Annotated in this window: 12 protein-coding genes and 1 pseudogene; 8 read left to right on the top strand and 5 right to left on the bottom strand. The window is 62.5% G+C overall.

Annotated features, from left to right (window positions below):
* The first annotated feature begins 68 nt into the window (after positions 1-68).
* The 4 genes from Q7V31_RS08055 (at position 69) to Q7V31_RS08040 (ending at position 4,200) form a co-directional block, all read left to right on the top strand.
* Entirely contained in the window at positions 69-734 is a 666-nt protein-coding gene (locus tag Q7V31_RS08055) for a glutathione S-transferase family protein (protein WP_304733558.1), read from the top strand.
* A 103-nt stretch (positions 735-837) separates the two neighbouring features.
* Positions 838-2,592: a class I adenylate-forming enzyme family protein gene (locus Q7V31_RS08050; protein WP_304733557.1), complete on the top strand. Its 1,755-nt coding sequence runs from the start codon at positions 838-840 to the stop codon at positions 2,590-2,592.
* A gap of 22 nt (positions 2,593-2,614) precedes the next feature.
* On the top strand, positions 2,615-3,388 hold the full coding sequence (locus tag Q7V31_RS08045; protein ID WP_304733556.1) for an SDR family NAD(P)-dependent oxidoreductase: 774 nt from the start codon (positions 2,615-2,617) through the stop codon (positions 3,386-3,388).
* A gap of 212 nt (positions 3,389-3,600) precedes the next feature.
* Positions 3,601-4,200, top strand: coding sequence for a copper resistance protein B (locus tag Q7V31_RS08040; RefSeq protein WP_370690646.1), 600 nt, complete (start codon positions 3,601-3,603; stop codon positions 4,198-4,200).
* A gap of 6 nt (positions 4,201-4,206) precedes the next feature.
* On the opposite strand, the gene Q7V31_RS08035 is transcribed toward Q7V31_RS08040, so the two are convergent.
* Together Q7V31_RS08035 and Q7V31_RS08030 are read right to left on the bottom strand one after the other, a co-directional pair.
* Positions 4,207-6,957 carry a glycosyltransferase gene (locus tag Q7V31_RS08035; RefSeq protein WP_304733555.1) on the bottom strand — a complete coding sequence of 917 codons (2,751 nt, stop codon included), beginning with the start codon at positions 6,955-6,957 and terminating at the stop codon, positions 4,207-4,209.
* A 154-nt stretch (positions 6,958-7,111) separates the two neighbouring features.
* A complete protein-coding gene (locus Q7V31_RS08030) occupies positions 7,112-8,881 on the bottom strand; it encodes an amidohydrolase family protein (RefSeq protein WP_304733554.1) in 1,770 nt (589 codons plus the stop codon).
* A 143-nt stretch (positions 8,882-9,024) separates the two neighbouring features.
* Between Q7V31_RS08030 and Q7V31_RS08025 the strand changes: the two genes are divergently transcribed.
* The 4 genes from Q7V31_RS08025 to Q7V31_RS08010 all read left to right on the top strand — a co-directional run bounded on the left by Q7V31_RS08025 (position 9,025) and on the right by Q7V31_RS08010 (position 11,660).
* Positions 9,025-9,540 (top strand): mobile mystery protein A, encoded by a 516-nt coding sequence (locus Q7V31_RS08025; RefSeq protein WP_304733553.1) that lies wholly within the window; start codon positions 9,025-9,027, stop codon positions 9,538-9,540.
* Positions 9,537-9,677, top strand: a complete 141-nt coding sequence (locus Q7V31_RS08020) for a hypothetical protein (RefSeq protein ID WP_304733552.1) — start codon at positions 9,537-9,539, stop codon at positions 9,675-9,677. Before Q7V31_RS08025 ends, Q7V31_RS08020 begins: the two co-directional genes overlap by 4 nt.
* A 74-nt stretch (positions 9,678-9,751) precedes the next feature.
* A complete protein-coding gene (locus tag Q7V31_RS08015) occupies positions 9,752-10,549 on the top strand; it encodes a hypothetical protein (RefSeq protein WP_304733551.1) in 798 nt (265 codons plus the stop codon).
* 118 nt (positions 10,550-10,667) lie between these two features.
* A complete protein-coding gene (locus Q7V31_RS08010; RefSeq protein ID WP_304733550.1) occupies positions 10,668-11,660 on the top strand; it encodes a hypothetical protein in 993 nt (330 codons plus the stop codon).
* A gap of 39 nt (positions 11,661-11,699) precedes the next feature.
* Here Q7V31_RS08010 and Q7V31_RS08005 read toward each other — a convergent pair whose 3' ends face one another.
* From Q7V31_RS08005 to Q7V31_RS08000, 3 genes and pseudogenes are all read right to left on the bottom strand, one after another.
* A complete protein-coding gene (locus Q7V31_RS08005) occupies positions 11,700-12,500 on the bottom strand; it encodes an enoyl-CoA hydratase (protein ID WP_304733549.1) in 801 nt (266 codons plus the stop codon).
* A 77-nt stretch (positions 12,501-12,577) separates the two neighbouring features.
* Entirely contained in the window at positions 12,578-12,733 is a 156-nt protein-coding gene (locus tag Q7V31_RS17350; protein WP_370690645.1) for a DUF819 family protein, read from the bottom strand.
* 46 nt (positions 12,734-12,779) lie between these two features.
* Positions 12,780-13,688 (bottom strand): annotated as a pseudogene (locus Q7V31_RS08000) (DUF819 family protein); the annotation flags it as partial.
* Positions 13,689-13,792: the final 104 nt, after the last annotated feature.

Here is a 13,792-nt window from a genome sequence, read left to right as displayed (position 1 = left end):
TGCTTTGCTCTCCCATCGCAAAATGCAGACGCCGCGCGGCTTGAACCGCCGGCCAGAGGAATCCGATCATGACATTGACCGTTTACGGGGCGAGCCTCTCGCCCTTCGTGCGCAAGGTGCGCGTGTTCCTGGCCGAGAAGGGTCAGGACTACACGCTGGAGCAGGTCAATATTTTCCCGCCGCCCGACTGGTTTCTCGAAATCTCGCCGCTGAAGCGCATTCCGGTGCTGCGCGACGACAGCATCGGCGCGGATGCGACGCTGCCTGACAGCTCGGCGATCTGCGGCTATCTCGAGCGCAAATTCCCGGCGCCTGCGCTCTATCCGGCCGACGCCTTCGCCTGCGGCAAGGCGCTCTGGTACGAGGAATATACCGACAGCGATCTGGCCGGCGCCGTCGGCATGGGTGTCTTCCGCCCGATGGTTGTCAGCCGCCTGATGGGCAAGGAGCCCGACAAGGCCACTGCCGAAAAAACCTTCACCGAAAAATTGCAGGGCAATTTTGCCTGGCTCGAAAAGGAAATCGGCGCGAAGGCGTTTGCCGCGGGCAATAGCTTCTCCATCGCCGACATTTCGATCGGGACCCAGTTCGTCAACCTCGCCCATGCGGGCTTCAGGCCCGATGCGGGTACTTATCCGAACCTGACGCGCTATCTCGCCGCGATCCTTGCCCGGCCGAGCTTTGCGGCCTGCATCGCGGAGGAAACGGCCCTCCTCAAGAAGTTCGGTCTCTGACGGGAAGCGGCAGGGCGCGGCTTCAAATCCGCCGCCAAACGCGGTATCTCTAGGCCAACAAGAACAGCGAAGGCGCGCTACCGCGCCCACAGGGAGAACGACTATGGCCGACAACGCCGCCAAATGGCCCGCCATGACCATCGAGGAGGCGCATGCCTTCCTGACCTCGCCGGGCTCGCCCTTCGAGATGGAGACGGTTGAGATCCGCGGCAATCCGATCCGCACCTACAAGGGAACGCCGCCAAGCTTGCGCGCGATTTTCGATCTCGGCCGCGCCTGGGGCGAACGCGAATTCATCATCTATGAAGGCGAGCGCCTGTCCTACGAGAACCACTATCGCGCGGCGACGGCCTTCGCCCGCGTGCTGAAGGACAAATACGGCGTCAAGAAGGGCGACCGCGTGGCGCTGATCATGCGCAACTTCCCCGAATGGTCGATCGTATTCTGGGCGGTCGCCGCGATCGGCGGCGTCATCGTGCCGCTGAACGCCTGGGGCACCGGCCCCGAACTCGAATACGGCATTTCGGATTCGGGCTCGAAGGTGCTGATCGTCGACCACGAGCGCCTCGACCGTATCCGTCCGCATCTGAAGGCGCTGGGTCTCGACGGCCTCGTCGCCGTCCGCACGCCGGCCGACGAACTGGGCGTCGCCGAAGCTTTCGAAACGCTGGTCGCAACGCCGGACGGCTATGCGAAGCTTCCGGCAGAGGCAATCGCCGATCCCGGCATGCATCCGGAAGACGACGCGACGATCTTTTATACCTCGGGCACGACCGGCAAGCCGAAAGGCGCGCTCGGTACACAGCGCAACATCTGCACCAATCTGATGAACGCGATGCTGGGCGGTGCGCGCGCCTTCATGCGCCGGGGTGAAATGCCGCCGGCGCCCGATCCCACGGCGCCGCCGCGCGTGATGCTGCTCTCGGTGCCGCTCTTCCATGTGACCGGTTGCCACTCGATCCTCGTCTCGACCTATGCGAGCGGCGGCAAGCTCGTCATCATCCATAAATGGCAGCCCGAACGCGCTCTCGAACTGATCGACCGCGAAGGCGTGACGGCATTCGGCGGCGTGCCGGCGATGGTCTGGCAGGTGCTGGAATCGCCCGAGTTCGACAACTGGAACACCGAGACGGTTGAATCGATCGGTTATGGCGGTGCGCCCTCGGCACCCGATCTCGTCGCCCGCATCAAGAAGCAGTTCCCGAAAGTGCACCCCTCGAACGGTTACGGGTTGACCGAAACCTCCGCCATCACGACGCAGAACCTCGCCGAAGATTATGTCGCGAAACCCGACAGCGCCGGTCCGGCCGTGCCGGTCTGCGACATCAAGGTTGTCGATGAACAGGGCAACGAATTGCCGCGCGGCCAGATCGGCGAGCTCTGGATCAGGGGCCCCAACATCGTCAAGGGCTACTGGAACAAGCCGGAAGCGACGGCGGCCGCGATCACCGAGGGCGGCTGGTTCCATTCCGGCGACCTCGTGCGCATGGACGAGGAAGGCTTTGCCTATATTCTCGACCGCGCCAAGGACATGCTGATCCGCGGCGGCGAAAACATCTACTGCGTCGAGGTCGAAGACGCGCTTTACGCGCATCCCGCCGTGATGGATGCCGCCGTCGTCGCCATTCCGCACAAGGTGCTCGGCGAAGAAGTGGGCGCCATCGTGCAGGTCGCGCCGGGCAAACAGGTGACGGAAGCCGAATTGCGCGCCCATGTCGGCAAGCTGCTCGCCGCCTTCAAGGTGCCGATCAAGATCGAGCTCCGTCACGAACCGCTGCCGCGCAATCCGAACGGCAAGATCCTGAAAACGGTGCTGCGCGAAGACATGAAGAAATATGAAGGCTATCGCGCGGCGTGAACCGCGCGCGGGGAGGACGACAATGAACCTGTCTCTTGAAGGCCGCGTGGCGCTTGTCACGGGCGGCAGCCGCGGCATCGGCCGCGCCATTGCCATTGCGCTGGCCGAAGCCGGCGCCGACGTGGCGGTCAATTACCGCCGCGACGAGGAGGCCGCGCAGGAAACCGTCGCTGCCATTCAAAAGCTCGGGCGCAAGGCGAAAGCCTATTCGGCCTCGGTCGAGAATTTCGACGAGGACCAGAAAATGGTCGCCGATGTGCTGAAGGATTTCGGCTCGATCGGCATTCTGATCAACAATGCCGGCATCGCTTCGCGCGGCCAGACGGTGGCCGACACCGATCCGCTGGAGCTGGAACGCGTGCTGCGCGTGCATGCGATGGCGCCGCATTTCGTCTCGAAGCTGGTGATCCCGCAGATGCGCGAACAGAAGCGCGGCGACATCATCATCATCTCGAGCGTGGCGACGCTCAGTCATTCGGCCAATGGCGGGCCCTACAATATGGGCAAGGCGGCGGCCGAAGCGCTGGCGCTGACGCTGGCCAAGGAAGAGCGGAAATTCGGCATACGGACCAATATCGTGGCGCCGGGCCTGACCGACACCGATATGGGTCGCCGTCTCGCCGCAGCGCGGATGGGCAAGAAGGAAATGGACATTCACGAGCTGGACGATCGCTACCCGTTCGGCCATGTCTGCGGTCCCGAAGAGGTGGCGGCGGCGGTGGTCTATCTCGTTTCGGACGCCAATCCGTATGCGAACGGTCAGAAGATCAACATCGACGGCGGCGGCCCGATCTGAGGCCCGGAAGGGTGGTTCGGGGCAGCGAAAAGCACTGCTGACCCCCCCCTCTGTCAAAAAACTGTCACAAAACTGTCACAAACGGATTTTGCCCCCCGCGCGGGACCATGCCGGGGCGGGGATAAGCATGTCCAGGGGCATGGCCGGGCGGCCTGTCGAAGCGAAAATTGCAGAAAACTTATCCCCGTTTTCGGCGTGTGGGATTTTGACCGATTCGAATCGCCGCGCCCGGCCCATCTCGAAACAGTCTTTGCACCGCAGGGGCTTTCGCCCGAACCGCCGCCGACAGCGAACGCCTCTGGGTCAGGTCGGAAGGCAAGATCGAGGACGGCCGCGCCGAAGAGGCGGAACTGCAGCTTCTCTACGGCTGGAACGTGCATCCCTTCCGGGACGTGCTTCTGGGCGTTCGTCAGGATTTCGAACCGCGCGGCGAGACCTATCTCGCCGCCGGCGTGACCGGCCTCGCGCCCTATTTCTTCGAGACCGATGCGACCGCCTTTCTCTCGACCGAGGGCGACCTCTCGTTTCGTCTCGAACAGAGCCTCGACATTCCGATCACGCAGAAACTGATTGCCGAACCGCATGTCGAGTTGAATGCGTTCGCGCAGGATGTGCCGGAACGCGGCGTTGGCGCGGGCTTCAGCAGCATCGAGGCCGGTGTGCAGCTTCGCTACGAGATCACGCGGAAATTCGCGCCCTATGCCGATCTTGTGTGGGAACGCGATCTCGGCGAAACGGCCTCGATCACGCGCGCCGGCGGCGGCAATGTCGAGGAAACCTCCCTGCGCTTCGGCGTCAGGGTGTGGTTCTGAGCCTGTTCACTCGGCCGGCGAAAGCACGCCCGCCGTCTCCGCCTTCGGCTTGCGGCGGCGGAGCGAGGGCATGACGTTAATCAGCGATAACATCACGGCCGAGGCATAGGGCACCGACTGCACCAGCAACACGGCGACCCAGAGCCTGGAATGGCTGTCGGCGAAGTCCGGACTCAGCAGGAAGGCGATCGTCAGCCCCCAGAGCACCACCAGCATCAGCGCTTCCTCGCGCACCTGGATGAAGGCGGCGGCCAGCGGCGGCTTGTCCTCGCATTTCGGCGTGCGGATGAAGGGCTTGCTGGTGGTGATCATGCCGTTGAGCATGGCCTTGGCGACCGTGTGCGTGAGACCGAGCGCGGCGACGCCGGCGCCGAGACTTTCGAGGAAGGAACAGTCGCGGATGCGCACGGCATAGAGCCAGAGCGAGCGGACGACTTTGAAGACGAAGCTGCCGATGGTCGGAATGAGGAAGGCGGCAACCGGCAGATAGACCAGATGCGGCTGGTAAAGCGCCCAGACCGACAGCACGATGCTGGCGGTGGTGAAGAGCAGTGCCAGCCCGTCGGCGAACCAGGGCAGCCAGCCGGCCAGGAAATAATAGCGCTGCGCGCTGGAAAGCCCGGTTTTCTTGCCGGCCCAGGGCGCCAGCGCATCCCAGTGATGCTTGACGATCTGCACCGCGCCATAAGCCCAGCGGAAACGCTGCGTGATGTAGCCGGCCAGCGTGTCGGGCGTGAGACCCCGGCCGAAGGAATGGTTGACGTAGACGCTGTCATAGCCGGCGCGGTAGAGCTTGATGCCGAGCTCGGCATCCTCGCAAATGCACCACTCCGCCCAGCCGCCGACTTTCTCGAGCGCCGACTTGCGCACCAGCGTCATCGTGCCGTGCTGGATGACGGCGTTGAAATTGTTGCGCTGGACCATGCCGATATGGAAGAAGCCAGCATATTCCCAATAGGCCATGTTCTTGAAGGCGCTTTCGTGGCGATCGCGATAGTCCTGCGGCGCCTGCACGAAGCCGACATCGCGCTTGTCGAAATAGGGAACCATGGTTTTGAGCCAGTTCGGCTCGATCTGGTAGTCGCTGTCGATGACGGCAACGATTTCGGCGTCGGGCGCGGTCTTCTCCATACCGAAATTGAGCGCGCCGGCCTTGAAGCCCGGCCAGTTCTCGAGATGGAAGAAGCGGAAGCGCGGCCCGAGCAGCGCGCAATAGTCGCGCACCGGCTGCCAGACCTCCGGATCGGTGGTGTTGTTGTCGAGCACCAGCACTTCGTAATTGTCGTAGTTGAGGCGGGAGAGCGCGGCGAGCGTCTCCTTGACCATCTCCGGCGGCTCGTTGTGGATCGGCACATGGATCGAGACCTTGGCCGTCGGGCTGACCGCTTTCTCGTCGAAAGGCTTGAAATGGCGCTCGCCATGGCGCGTCCAGATCACCTCGACGAATTCGATCGCCTCGGTCAGCAGCACGATCAGGAGCAGACCTTGCGCGAAAAAGAGGAAGCTCCAGACGGTGACGCCGACCCAGGTGAAATAGAGGCCGGTCACCGAAAGCCCGGCCCAGGCGATGGCCGAGCCGGCCACCTGCGTCAGCACGGCGAAGAAGACGATGCCGGCCGGACGGACATGGCTCTGGCGCAGGATGAAGAGCATGGCCGGCAAGAGCGCGAGGCCGGCCGCCAGCGAGGCCCAGAAGCGCCATTCGGGCGCCTCGGTGATGCCGCCCGCCATCGGAAATTTCGGCTGCCGGTCGGCATTGTAGATGCCCCAGAAGGCGCCGGCGGCCCCTTCTTCCGAGGCTTTCCACGGCTGGTCGAAGGCCTCGATGACGTAATAGGTGATGTCTTCATGCTTGGCGCGGTTGAGGAACTCGCGCAGGAAGGTCGCCTGATTGACCAGCGAGGGCACGGCTTCGGTGCTGAGTTCGGCTTCGGCGAGACCCACATAGGGGCGGCGCGGAATGACCTTGCCGCGGCTCGGCCAGCCGACTTCGGACAGAACGATGGGCTTGCCGGGATAGGTCTCCTTGAGCAAGGCGAGGCGCTCGAAAACCGCATCGACCGCGATGTCGACCGGGATGCCTTCCCAATAGGGCAGCACCTGCACGGCGATATAGTCGACTTCCTTCACCAGCTGCGGATTGTTGAGCCAGATATGCGGCGGCTCGGCGGTCGATACCGGCTTCCAGATCTTCTCCTTGGCGCGGCGGATATAGGCGATCAGTTCGTCGACGGTGACGTCGCGGCGCAACAGGGCTTCGTTGCCGACCATCACGCGCACCACATTGCGCCGGGGCGCCAGTTCGATCAGCGCCGCGAGTTCGCGCTCGTTGCGCGCGAGGTCGTCGCCGATCCAGGCGCCGACCGCGACCGAGAGCCCGTATTTGGCGGCGATTTCGGGAATGCGCTGCTGGCCGCTGATGACGCTGTAGGTGCGGATCGCCTGCACCCGGCCGGCGATCAGCTTGATGTCCTCTTCGATCTGGGCCGCCGAGGGGTGGCGGTTCTTGGTCGGGTCCTGGCCCTGCCGGTAGGGGCTGAAGGAAAAGCCGACAATGTCGCCGGTCCAGGCCTCGGCGTCATGGGGCTGGTTGAAGGCCGCCCAGACGGCCAGATTGCCGGCGATGACCAGCGGCAGCACGATGAAGAAGAAGGCCGCCTGGCGGACAAAGGCCGAACGGTGCCAGGCGCGCGGATCGGCGGCGGCAGGTTCGGGCGCGGCTTCGGGGGCAGGCGGCGGCAACTCGGGATCGGCCATTGAAAATTCCAGGCAAACAGCGGCAGAAAGGCGTCACGCGCCCCGGGGGGCGCTTGCCGCCCCTCTCTTCCGACCGTTCCGTGACGAAATTATGTCATGCGCGGCGGGGGTTCAAATGAAGGCTGTTTTCGGGGTGCCTGCTTGAGCGGCCCCCTCAATCGGCCGCGATGCGCGCCCCCGCCGGACGCGGCTGTGCGCCGCGGATCAGGCGGCCGCCCAGAACGCCGGTCGGCTCGCCATTGCGGAAGGCAACGGCGCCCGAAACGATGCTGGCCGTGTAGCCGTCGGTCTTCTGGATCAGGCGTTTGCCGCCGGCCGGCAGGTCGTTGACGATATGCGGCGAATAAAGCGTCAGATGGTCGAAGTCGATCACGTTGACATCGGCCTTCATGCCGGGCGCGAGGATGCCGCGATCGTGCAAGCCCACGAGATCGGCATTGCGGCCGGTCAGCCCATGCACCAGCCATTCGAGCGGCAGCTTGGCGCCGCGCGTGCGGTCGCGGCCCCAATGGGTGAGCAGCGTGGTCGGGAAGCTGACATCGCAGATGATGCCGCAATGGGCGCCACCATCCGACAGGCCGAAGGCGGTGTTCGGGTGCGTCAGCATTTTCTCGACATCGGCGAGACTGCCGCAGTGATAGTTCATCAGCGGGAAATAGAGCAGCGCCTTGCCGTCGCGCTCGAGCATCCAGTCGAGCACGACCTCGCGCGGGTTTTTGCCGGTGCGCGTCGCAACCGCTTTCGCGCTCGTCTCGGGCGCCGGTTCGTAATCGGGCTTCTCGCCCAGCGCGAACATCTTGTGATAGGCGGTGCAGATCATCTCGATGATTTCGCCGGCCGGATATTCCGGTTCCTCGGCCAGCAATTTGGCGCGGAACTCGGGGTCGCGCAGCGCCTTCAATTGCGTCTCGAGCGGCGCCCCCCAGATCTGCCGGAAGGTCTGGTGCATCACGAAGGGATTGAGCGAGGCGGTCAGCCCGAGCAGGAGGCCGGTGGCGCGCGGCGGCACCTGGCCCTTGATCGGCAGGCCGGCGGCATTGGCCGCCGCGATATTGTCGAGTACGCGGGCCCAGACATCGGGCCAGCGGTCGTCCTGTTCGATGGTGATCGACATCGGCCGGCCCGAAAGCTCGACCATGCGCCTGAGCATCGCGAATTCGGCGTCGGTATCCTTGAAGTCGGCGATCAGCTGCAAGACGCCCTTGCCGGCCTTGCCCATGGCACGCGCAATGCCATGCAGCTCCATCGCTTCGGCTTTCAGGGTCGGCGTCGAACCGCCCTTGACGTCTTTATGTTTCACCGTGCGCGAGGTCGAGAAGCCGAGCGCGCCGGCTTCGAGCGCCTCGACGACGAGGCGGCCCATCTCTTCCGTTTCGGCTTCGGTGGCGGGCTCCAGCGCCGGCGCGCGTTCGCCCATCACATAGGCGCGCACGGCGGCATGGGGAATTTGCAAGCCGACATCGAGCGCCAGCGGCGAGGCCGCGACCGCATCCATATATTCGGCGAAGCTCTCCCAGTTCCACTTGATGCCTTCGGCAAGCGCCGTACCCGGAATATCCTCGACGCCTTCCATGAGGCCCAGCAGCCATTCGCGTTGCTCGGGCTTGCAGGGCGCAAAGCCGACGCCGCAATTGCCCATCACGGCGGTGGTGATGCCGTGAAAGGTCGAAGGCTGCAGGAAGGGATCCCAGGTGACCTGGCCGTCGTAATGGGTGTGGACGTCGATGAAGCCCGGCGTGACGATCTGCCCGGTCGCGTCGATCTCCTCGGCGCCCGTGCCCGCGACCTTGCCGACCGCGGCGATGACGCCGCCGTCGATGGCGATATCGGCCGCGAAGGGGGCCGCGCCGGTGCCGTCATAAACGGTGCCGCCGCGGATCACGATGTCATGCTGGCGAGACGTGCTGCTCGTTGAATGGCTCATTGGGGGTCTCCCTCCCGGAAATGCTCTGAATGGCGTTTGGAGAGAGGATAGCGGAAATGGGCCGGTGCCGACATAGCGGCGGCAGCGCGCGAGGGCTTGCAGTAACGTAAATGAATATATTGACAAACATGAGATAGATGTATATGAAAAAGTTGACACAAATCCTTGCGATCACCACGCAGCCTGACGACAGAGCCATGAAAAGCCTTGTAGCAAAGCAATATCGCGCCCTGGCCGACCGCGCCGCGCCGCCCGGACGACAGATCGACCTGCCGAGCGAGGGCTGGATCGCGACGGTGCGCAAGGCGCTCGGCATGTCGGGCGCCGAACTGGCGCGCCGCCTCGGCGTGACGCGGGCGCGCGTTTCGCAGGCCGAACAGGCCGAGCGCGAGGGCGGCGTCAGCCTGAAGACGATGCAGGCGATGGCCGAAGCCATGGGCTGCCGCTTCGTCTATGCGATCGTGCCGGCGGAAGGCCGCATCGAAGGCGTCGTCGCCGCGCAGGCGCGCAAGAAGGCGGAGGCGCTGGTGGCGCGCGCCAGCACCCATATGGCGCTCGAACGCCAGGCGCTGCCGGAGAAGAAGAACCGGGCGGAGGTGGAGCGGGTTGCCCGCGCGCTGATGGAAGACCCGCCGCCGGGCTTCTGGTCGGAGAAATGAGCGGCGCCGCGGACGCGCCCGACGGCGCGACGCCGCTCGATCCCGACGAGCGCGAGGGCCTGCGCTTTCGCCACGTGACGACGCGCGACGAACTCAACGAGCTGGAACAGGCGAATGTGCAGACTTTGTTTTCGTAGAAGTTAAGCCGCTATCTTCAAAGCTAAAGGCTTCTTCTCGCGGCACTGTCATCGACTATACATGGGAGCATTCAATGGCATTAACTTACGAAGAGGCCAGAGACGTCATTTTCGACATATTCTCGGGCAGGGAAGCAGCGAATCCCTTTCCACAGCAATGGCTATCGCTCCTTGGTGCTGTGCAAACCACTCTCGATCGGCGCGCGGGAAGAGACCCACAACCCATTGCACGGGGCTTGCCGGCGGCCGATGTGGAGATCGTAAGAGAGGCGTTCTGGGACATGTTCCGCCAAGGCTATATCATTCCTGGAATCAACGATAGCAATCCTGATTGGCCGTTTTTCAAGGTTAGCATCGCGGGTCGCCGCCTCATCGAGACGGGGCAACCGTGGCGGTTTCATGACAGTACCACCTACTTAGAAATGGTGAGAACGGCAATGCCGGATGTCTCCGACATCACAGTCGAATATCTCGCCGAGTCCGTCAGCTCCTTCTATGCGGGCAACCTTCTTGCTGCGAGCGTTATGCTGGGAGTTGGTGCTGAGGCCGAGTTCTTGCGTCTAGTCGATGTTGCGGCCCAGCATCCCTCGCATGGTCATCGTTTCAATGCAGCCAGAAAACAGAAAGTAATTTCAGAAGCCATTCGAAGCTTCAGAAATGCGCTATCGCCCATCGAAAGCCAACTGCCACGTCATGTCACTGAAGATTTGGCTGCGCACTTTGACACTATCCAAGGCGTTATTAGGGTAGCGCGCAATCAAGCCGGTCACCCTACCGCCGGGCGCCCGACTCGGGAGCAAGTTTACGTATATCTGCAACTCTTCGCCCCGTTTGCTCAGAAGATATTTGCGCTTAGACGGGCTTTGACCTGAAGCTTGTGATTGAATTGCGTTGATGGGCGACATCGATCACGGGACTGGCATCAATTAAAATAATGCAAGATCAAAAATAATTCTGAGGCGATGGATAATAAATAAATCGGGGGCAATCTTGGAACGTGTCTATATCGCCAATTTTGGTCGCAAGAACTACGCGTGGCCGCAATGCCTGGCAAAGGGAACAGTTGCGACCATGAACACAGAAGCGAGTCATCTATTTTGGGTGAACAACGACCGAGAGGGGTTCATCAGATTCCAGATTGAGCACGCAAAGAAAACGACAGGTTTAGTAGTAACGCGGCCTGTTGCTTCGCGGTGGTTCAATCTAATGACCGTGATCACTCAAACTGAGGGAGACATATGGATTCATCGCGAAAAAGATCAACTTTGGTGGACTCAATCTACCAATATACCTCACGATATAACGTTGGATGTTGAACCGACAGCTGAGGGAGAACAACAGGTATATATATGTCACAAGCCCTGCATGTCGTGGTCTAACCACAGCAAGAAAGGGCGACGACTAGAGTGGCACGGGTTACATCCCAAAGCCCAAGAGTTTCTGTTTACCGAGGGAACTCTTCAGAAGCTCAGTGATGACAATGCTGACTATGCAAGGGCTTTGGTTGCCGGTGATGATCTTTCGCCCTGGCATCGTAGGTCGCAGTGGCGCACAAAACTTGAAACTACCAAGAGGCATCCAGTCACAAGTTTCAACGCTGCCCAACGCGCAGCGGTAAGAATGGCCATGGCGGCATTTGCGACGGCGTCCCAATCGAATGGCCAAGCCATCAGTCGAAAGGTAAAAAATAAGGAAGTTCATTTCACCAAAGAAGCTTTAGAGAAGTATCTTTTAGATTTATTGAAAGCTCAGGAATATTTATGCGCCGTGACTGACCTGCCTCTGCAACTCGACGGCAGGAATGATGACGTTGAATTCTTGCCTTCGTTGGATCGCATCGATAGCGATCGTCATTACGAAGAGGGAAATCTTCAGATAGTGTGCCGTTTTATCAATAGATGGAAGTGCGACGATGAAGATGAAAACTTTAGAAGATTGATCGAGATCATTCGAGGCGATCGGTCGGAAGAGTCGCGCGCTTAAAGTTACGAGATTTGAGCTACCAAACTGCAGCTGAAAAATTCATCCCCCCGTCTGCTGCTTGCCGCGGTTCTGTATCCCCTCGCGCCGCGCGGCGATTTCTTCCGGCGCGACCGATTTGTTGGCGGCGTTGGAAAACTGCCGCTCGGTCTTCAGCGCGCTGCCGAAATCCTGCGCAAAGCCGTCATCGATCAGTTTCTTGTAGGCCGGCAGGCATTGCGGCACGACCGACAGCATGTCGTCTGCGAGCTTGCGCGCGGTCGGCAGCAATTCCTCGGCCGGCACCACGCGGTTGACGAGGCCCCAGTCGCAGGCCTGTTGCGCCGAGAGGAAATTGCCGGTCAGCGAGAGTTCCTTGGCGCGGTAGATGCCGATGGCGCGGCTGAGCTTCTGGCTGAGGCCCCAACCGGGGAGGATGCCGACGCGGGCATGGGTATCGGCGAAGCGCGCATTTTCCGAACAGATCAGCACGTCGCAGGCAATGGCGAGCTCGAAGCCGCCGGTGATGGCGACGCCGTTGATCGCGCCGATGACGGGGCCCGAGAAGCGGCCGATCGAGGTGACCGGGTCCTTGTCGCCGATGGTCGAATTGACGCCGCCCGCACTGCCGCCGACGGCGCTGGCATCGCCGCCCAGTTCCTTGAGGTCGAGCCCGGCGCAGAAAGCCTTGCCGGCGCCGGTCAGGATCGCGACGCGGATGTTTTCGTCCGCCTCGAGGTCCTCGAAGGTCTCGGCGATGGCGCGGCGCAGATCGCGCGACAGCGCGTTCATGGCGGTGGGGCGGTTCAGCGTGACGGTGGCGATGCTGCCGGCTTTCTCGACCAGAATGACGGGTTCGGACATGGGGTTTCTCCTCGATGGAATGGCGTTGCCGCTGTTCTATCGGGATCGGGAAGCGCGGGCAAATGGGCGCCGCCCCGTCACCCCAGCCATTGCGTCAGCGCGACGCCGATGAAATTCGCCACCGCATAGCCGAGCACGCCGAACATGACGCCGGGGGTGACAAGCCCGTGCCAGCGCTTGCCGGCGGCCATGGCGGCGGCGGTGGCCGGGCCGACGGCGACGGTGTTGGAGATGACCAGCGCCTCGGCAAGGTCGATGCGGAAGAGCGGCGCCCGCCAGCACCACGGCGATGTGAACGGCGGCCATGATGAAGACGAAAAGGAAGATCGGCATCGCCGTCTCGACCATCAGCACGATATCGGCGGCAGCCCCGATGACGCCGAAGAAGAGATACATGAAGAACATGCCGAGCGTGAAGCCGCCTTCGAGCCTGTGCATCTGCTTCGGAAAGAGATTGGCGATCAGCAGCGCATTGACGGTGACGAAGAGGACGCCGTATTTCGGGATGCCGAGAAGCGCGGCGATCTCGAAGCCGACAAAGCAGCAGGCGGCGGCGAGGAAAAGTTGCAGCGCCAGCGCCCCCATGTCGAGCACGGGCTTCTTTTCTTCTTCCGGATGTTCATGGGCGTGAACCTCCGCCTCGATGATCTTCGAGGGGATCAGCCGCGCAAGCCAGGCAAGGCCCGGCAGCATCAGCAGGAAGGCGATGAAAAAGGCGGCCATCACATTGTCGGCCGCGGCGGTGGCCGCCGTCAGCGCGCCATCGGCAACAAGGCCATTGGCGGTCGAGACGGCGGCGAAATTCATCGAGCCGCCGATCCAGCTGGCGCCGAGCGCGCCGGCGACGAGATGTCCCGAGGGGCCCATATCGACCAGCGCGAAGCCCGCAAGGACGCCCGCCACCGTGCCGATGACGGCGATGACGAAGGCCGCGAGCATCTTGCCGCTTTCGGGCAGGATCTTTTTGAGGTCGGCCTTGAAGAGCAGCAGCGGGATCGCCAGCGGCACGACATAGGACCAGACCATGTCGTGAAACGGCGAGGCGAACGGCACGATGCGCAGATTGGCCAGCAACATGCCGGCGAAGATCGTCAGGATGACGCCGGATATCCATTGCCCGAGCTTCGTGCGCTCCGACCAGAAGCCGAAAGCGGCAAGGCCGAGAAAGGCGAAGATCAGGCCGAACATGTTGTCGGCGGCAATCAGCGGCAGGTCCATGGCGCTCCCCCGAAGCACGCGATTCGAATGCGCCCATCATGCGGCGCGGGCGGCGGAAGGCAAGCCGCTCTCAA

The organism is Parvibaculum sp. (assembly GCF_030651915.1).
In the GTDB taxonomy this organism is placed as follows: Bacteria; Pseudomonadota; Alphaproteobacteria; order Parvibaculales; family Parvibaculaceae; genus Parvibaculum.
The sequence above is the reverse complement of the archived record's forward strand: the minus strand, read 5'-3'. Positions and strand labels throughout refer to the sequence as shown.

Coding starts and splice junctions, on each gene's coding strand:
- Q7V31_RS08055 (WP_304733558.1), top strand. CDS start 69: ATGACATTGACCGTTTACGGGGCGAGCCTCTCGCCCTTCGTGCGCAAG.
- Q7V31_RS08015 (WP_304733551.1), top strand. CDS start 9,752: ATGGCATTAACTTACGAAGAGGCCAGAGACGTCATTTTCGACATATTC.
- Q7V31_RS08045 (WP_304733556.1), top strand. CDS start 2,615: ATGAACCTGTCTCTTGAAGGCCGCGTGGCGCTTGTCACGGGCGGCAGC.
- Q7V31_RS08020 (WP_304733552.1), top strand. CDS start 9,537: ATGAGCGGCGCCGCGGACGCGCCCGACGGCGCGACGCCGCTCGATCCC.
- Q7V31_RS08050 (WP_304733557.1), top strand. CDS start 838: ATGGCCGACAACGCCGCCAAATGGCCCGCCATGACCATCGAGGAGGCG.
- Q7V31_RS08030 (WP_304733554.1), bottom strand. CDS start 8,881: ATGAGCCATTCAACGAGCAGCACGTCTCGCCAGCATGACATCGTGATC.
- Q7V31_RS08025 (WP_304733553.1), top strand. CDS start 9,025: ATGAAAAAGTTGACACAAATCCTTGCGATCACCACGCAGCCTGACGAC.
- Q7V31_RS08035 (WP_304733555.1), bottom strand. CDS start 6,957: ATGGCCGATCCCGAGTTGCCGCCGCCTGCCCCCGAAGCCGCGCCCGAA.
- Q7V31_RS08005 (WP_304733549.1), bottom strand. CDS start 12,500: ATGTCCGAACCCGTCATTCTGGTCGAGAAAGCCGGCAGCATCGCCACC.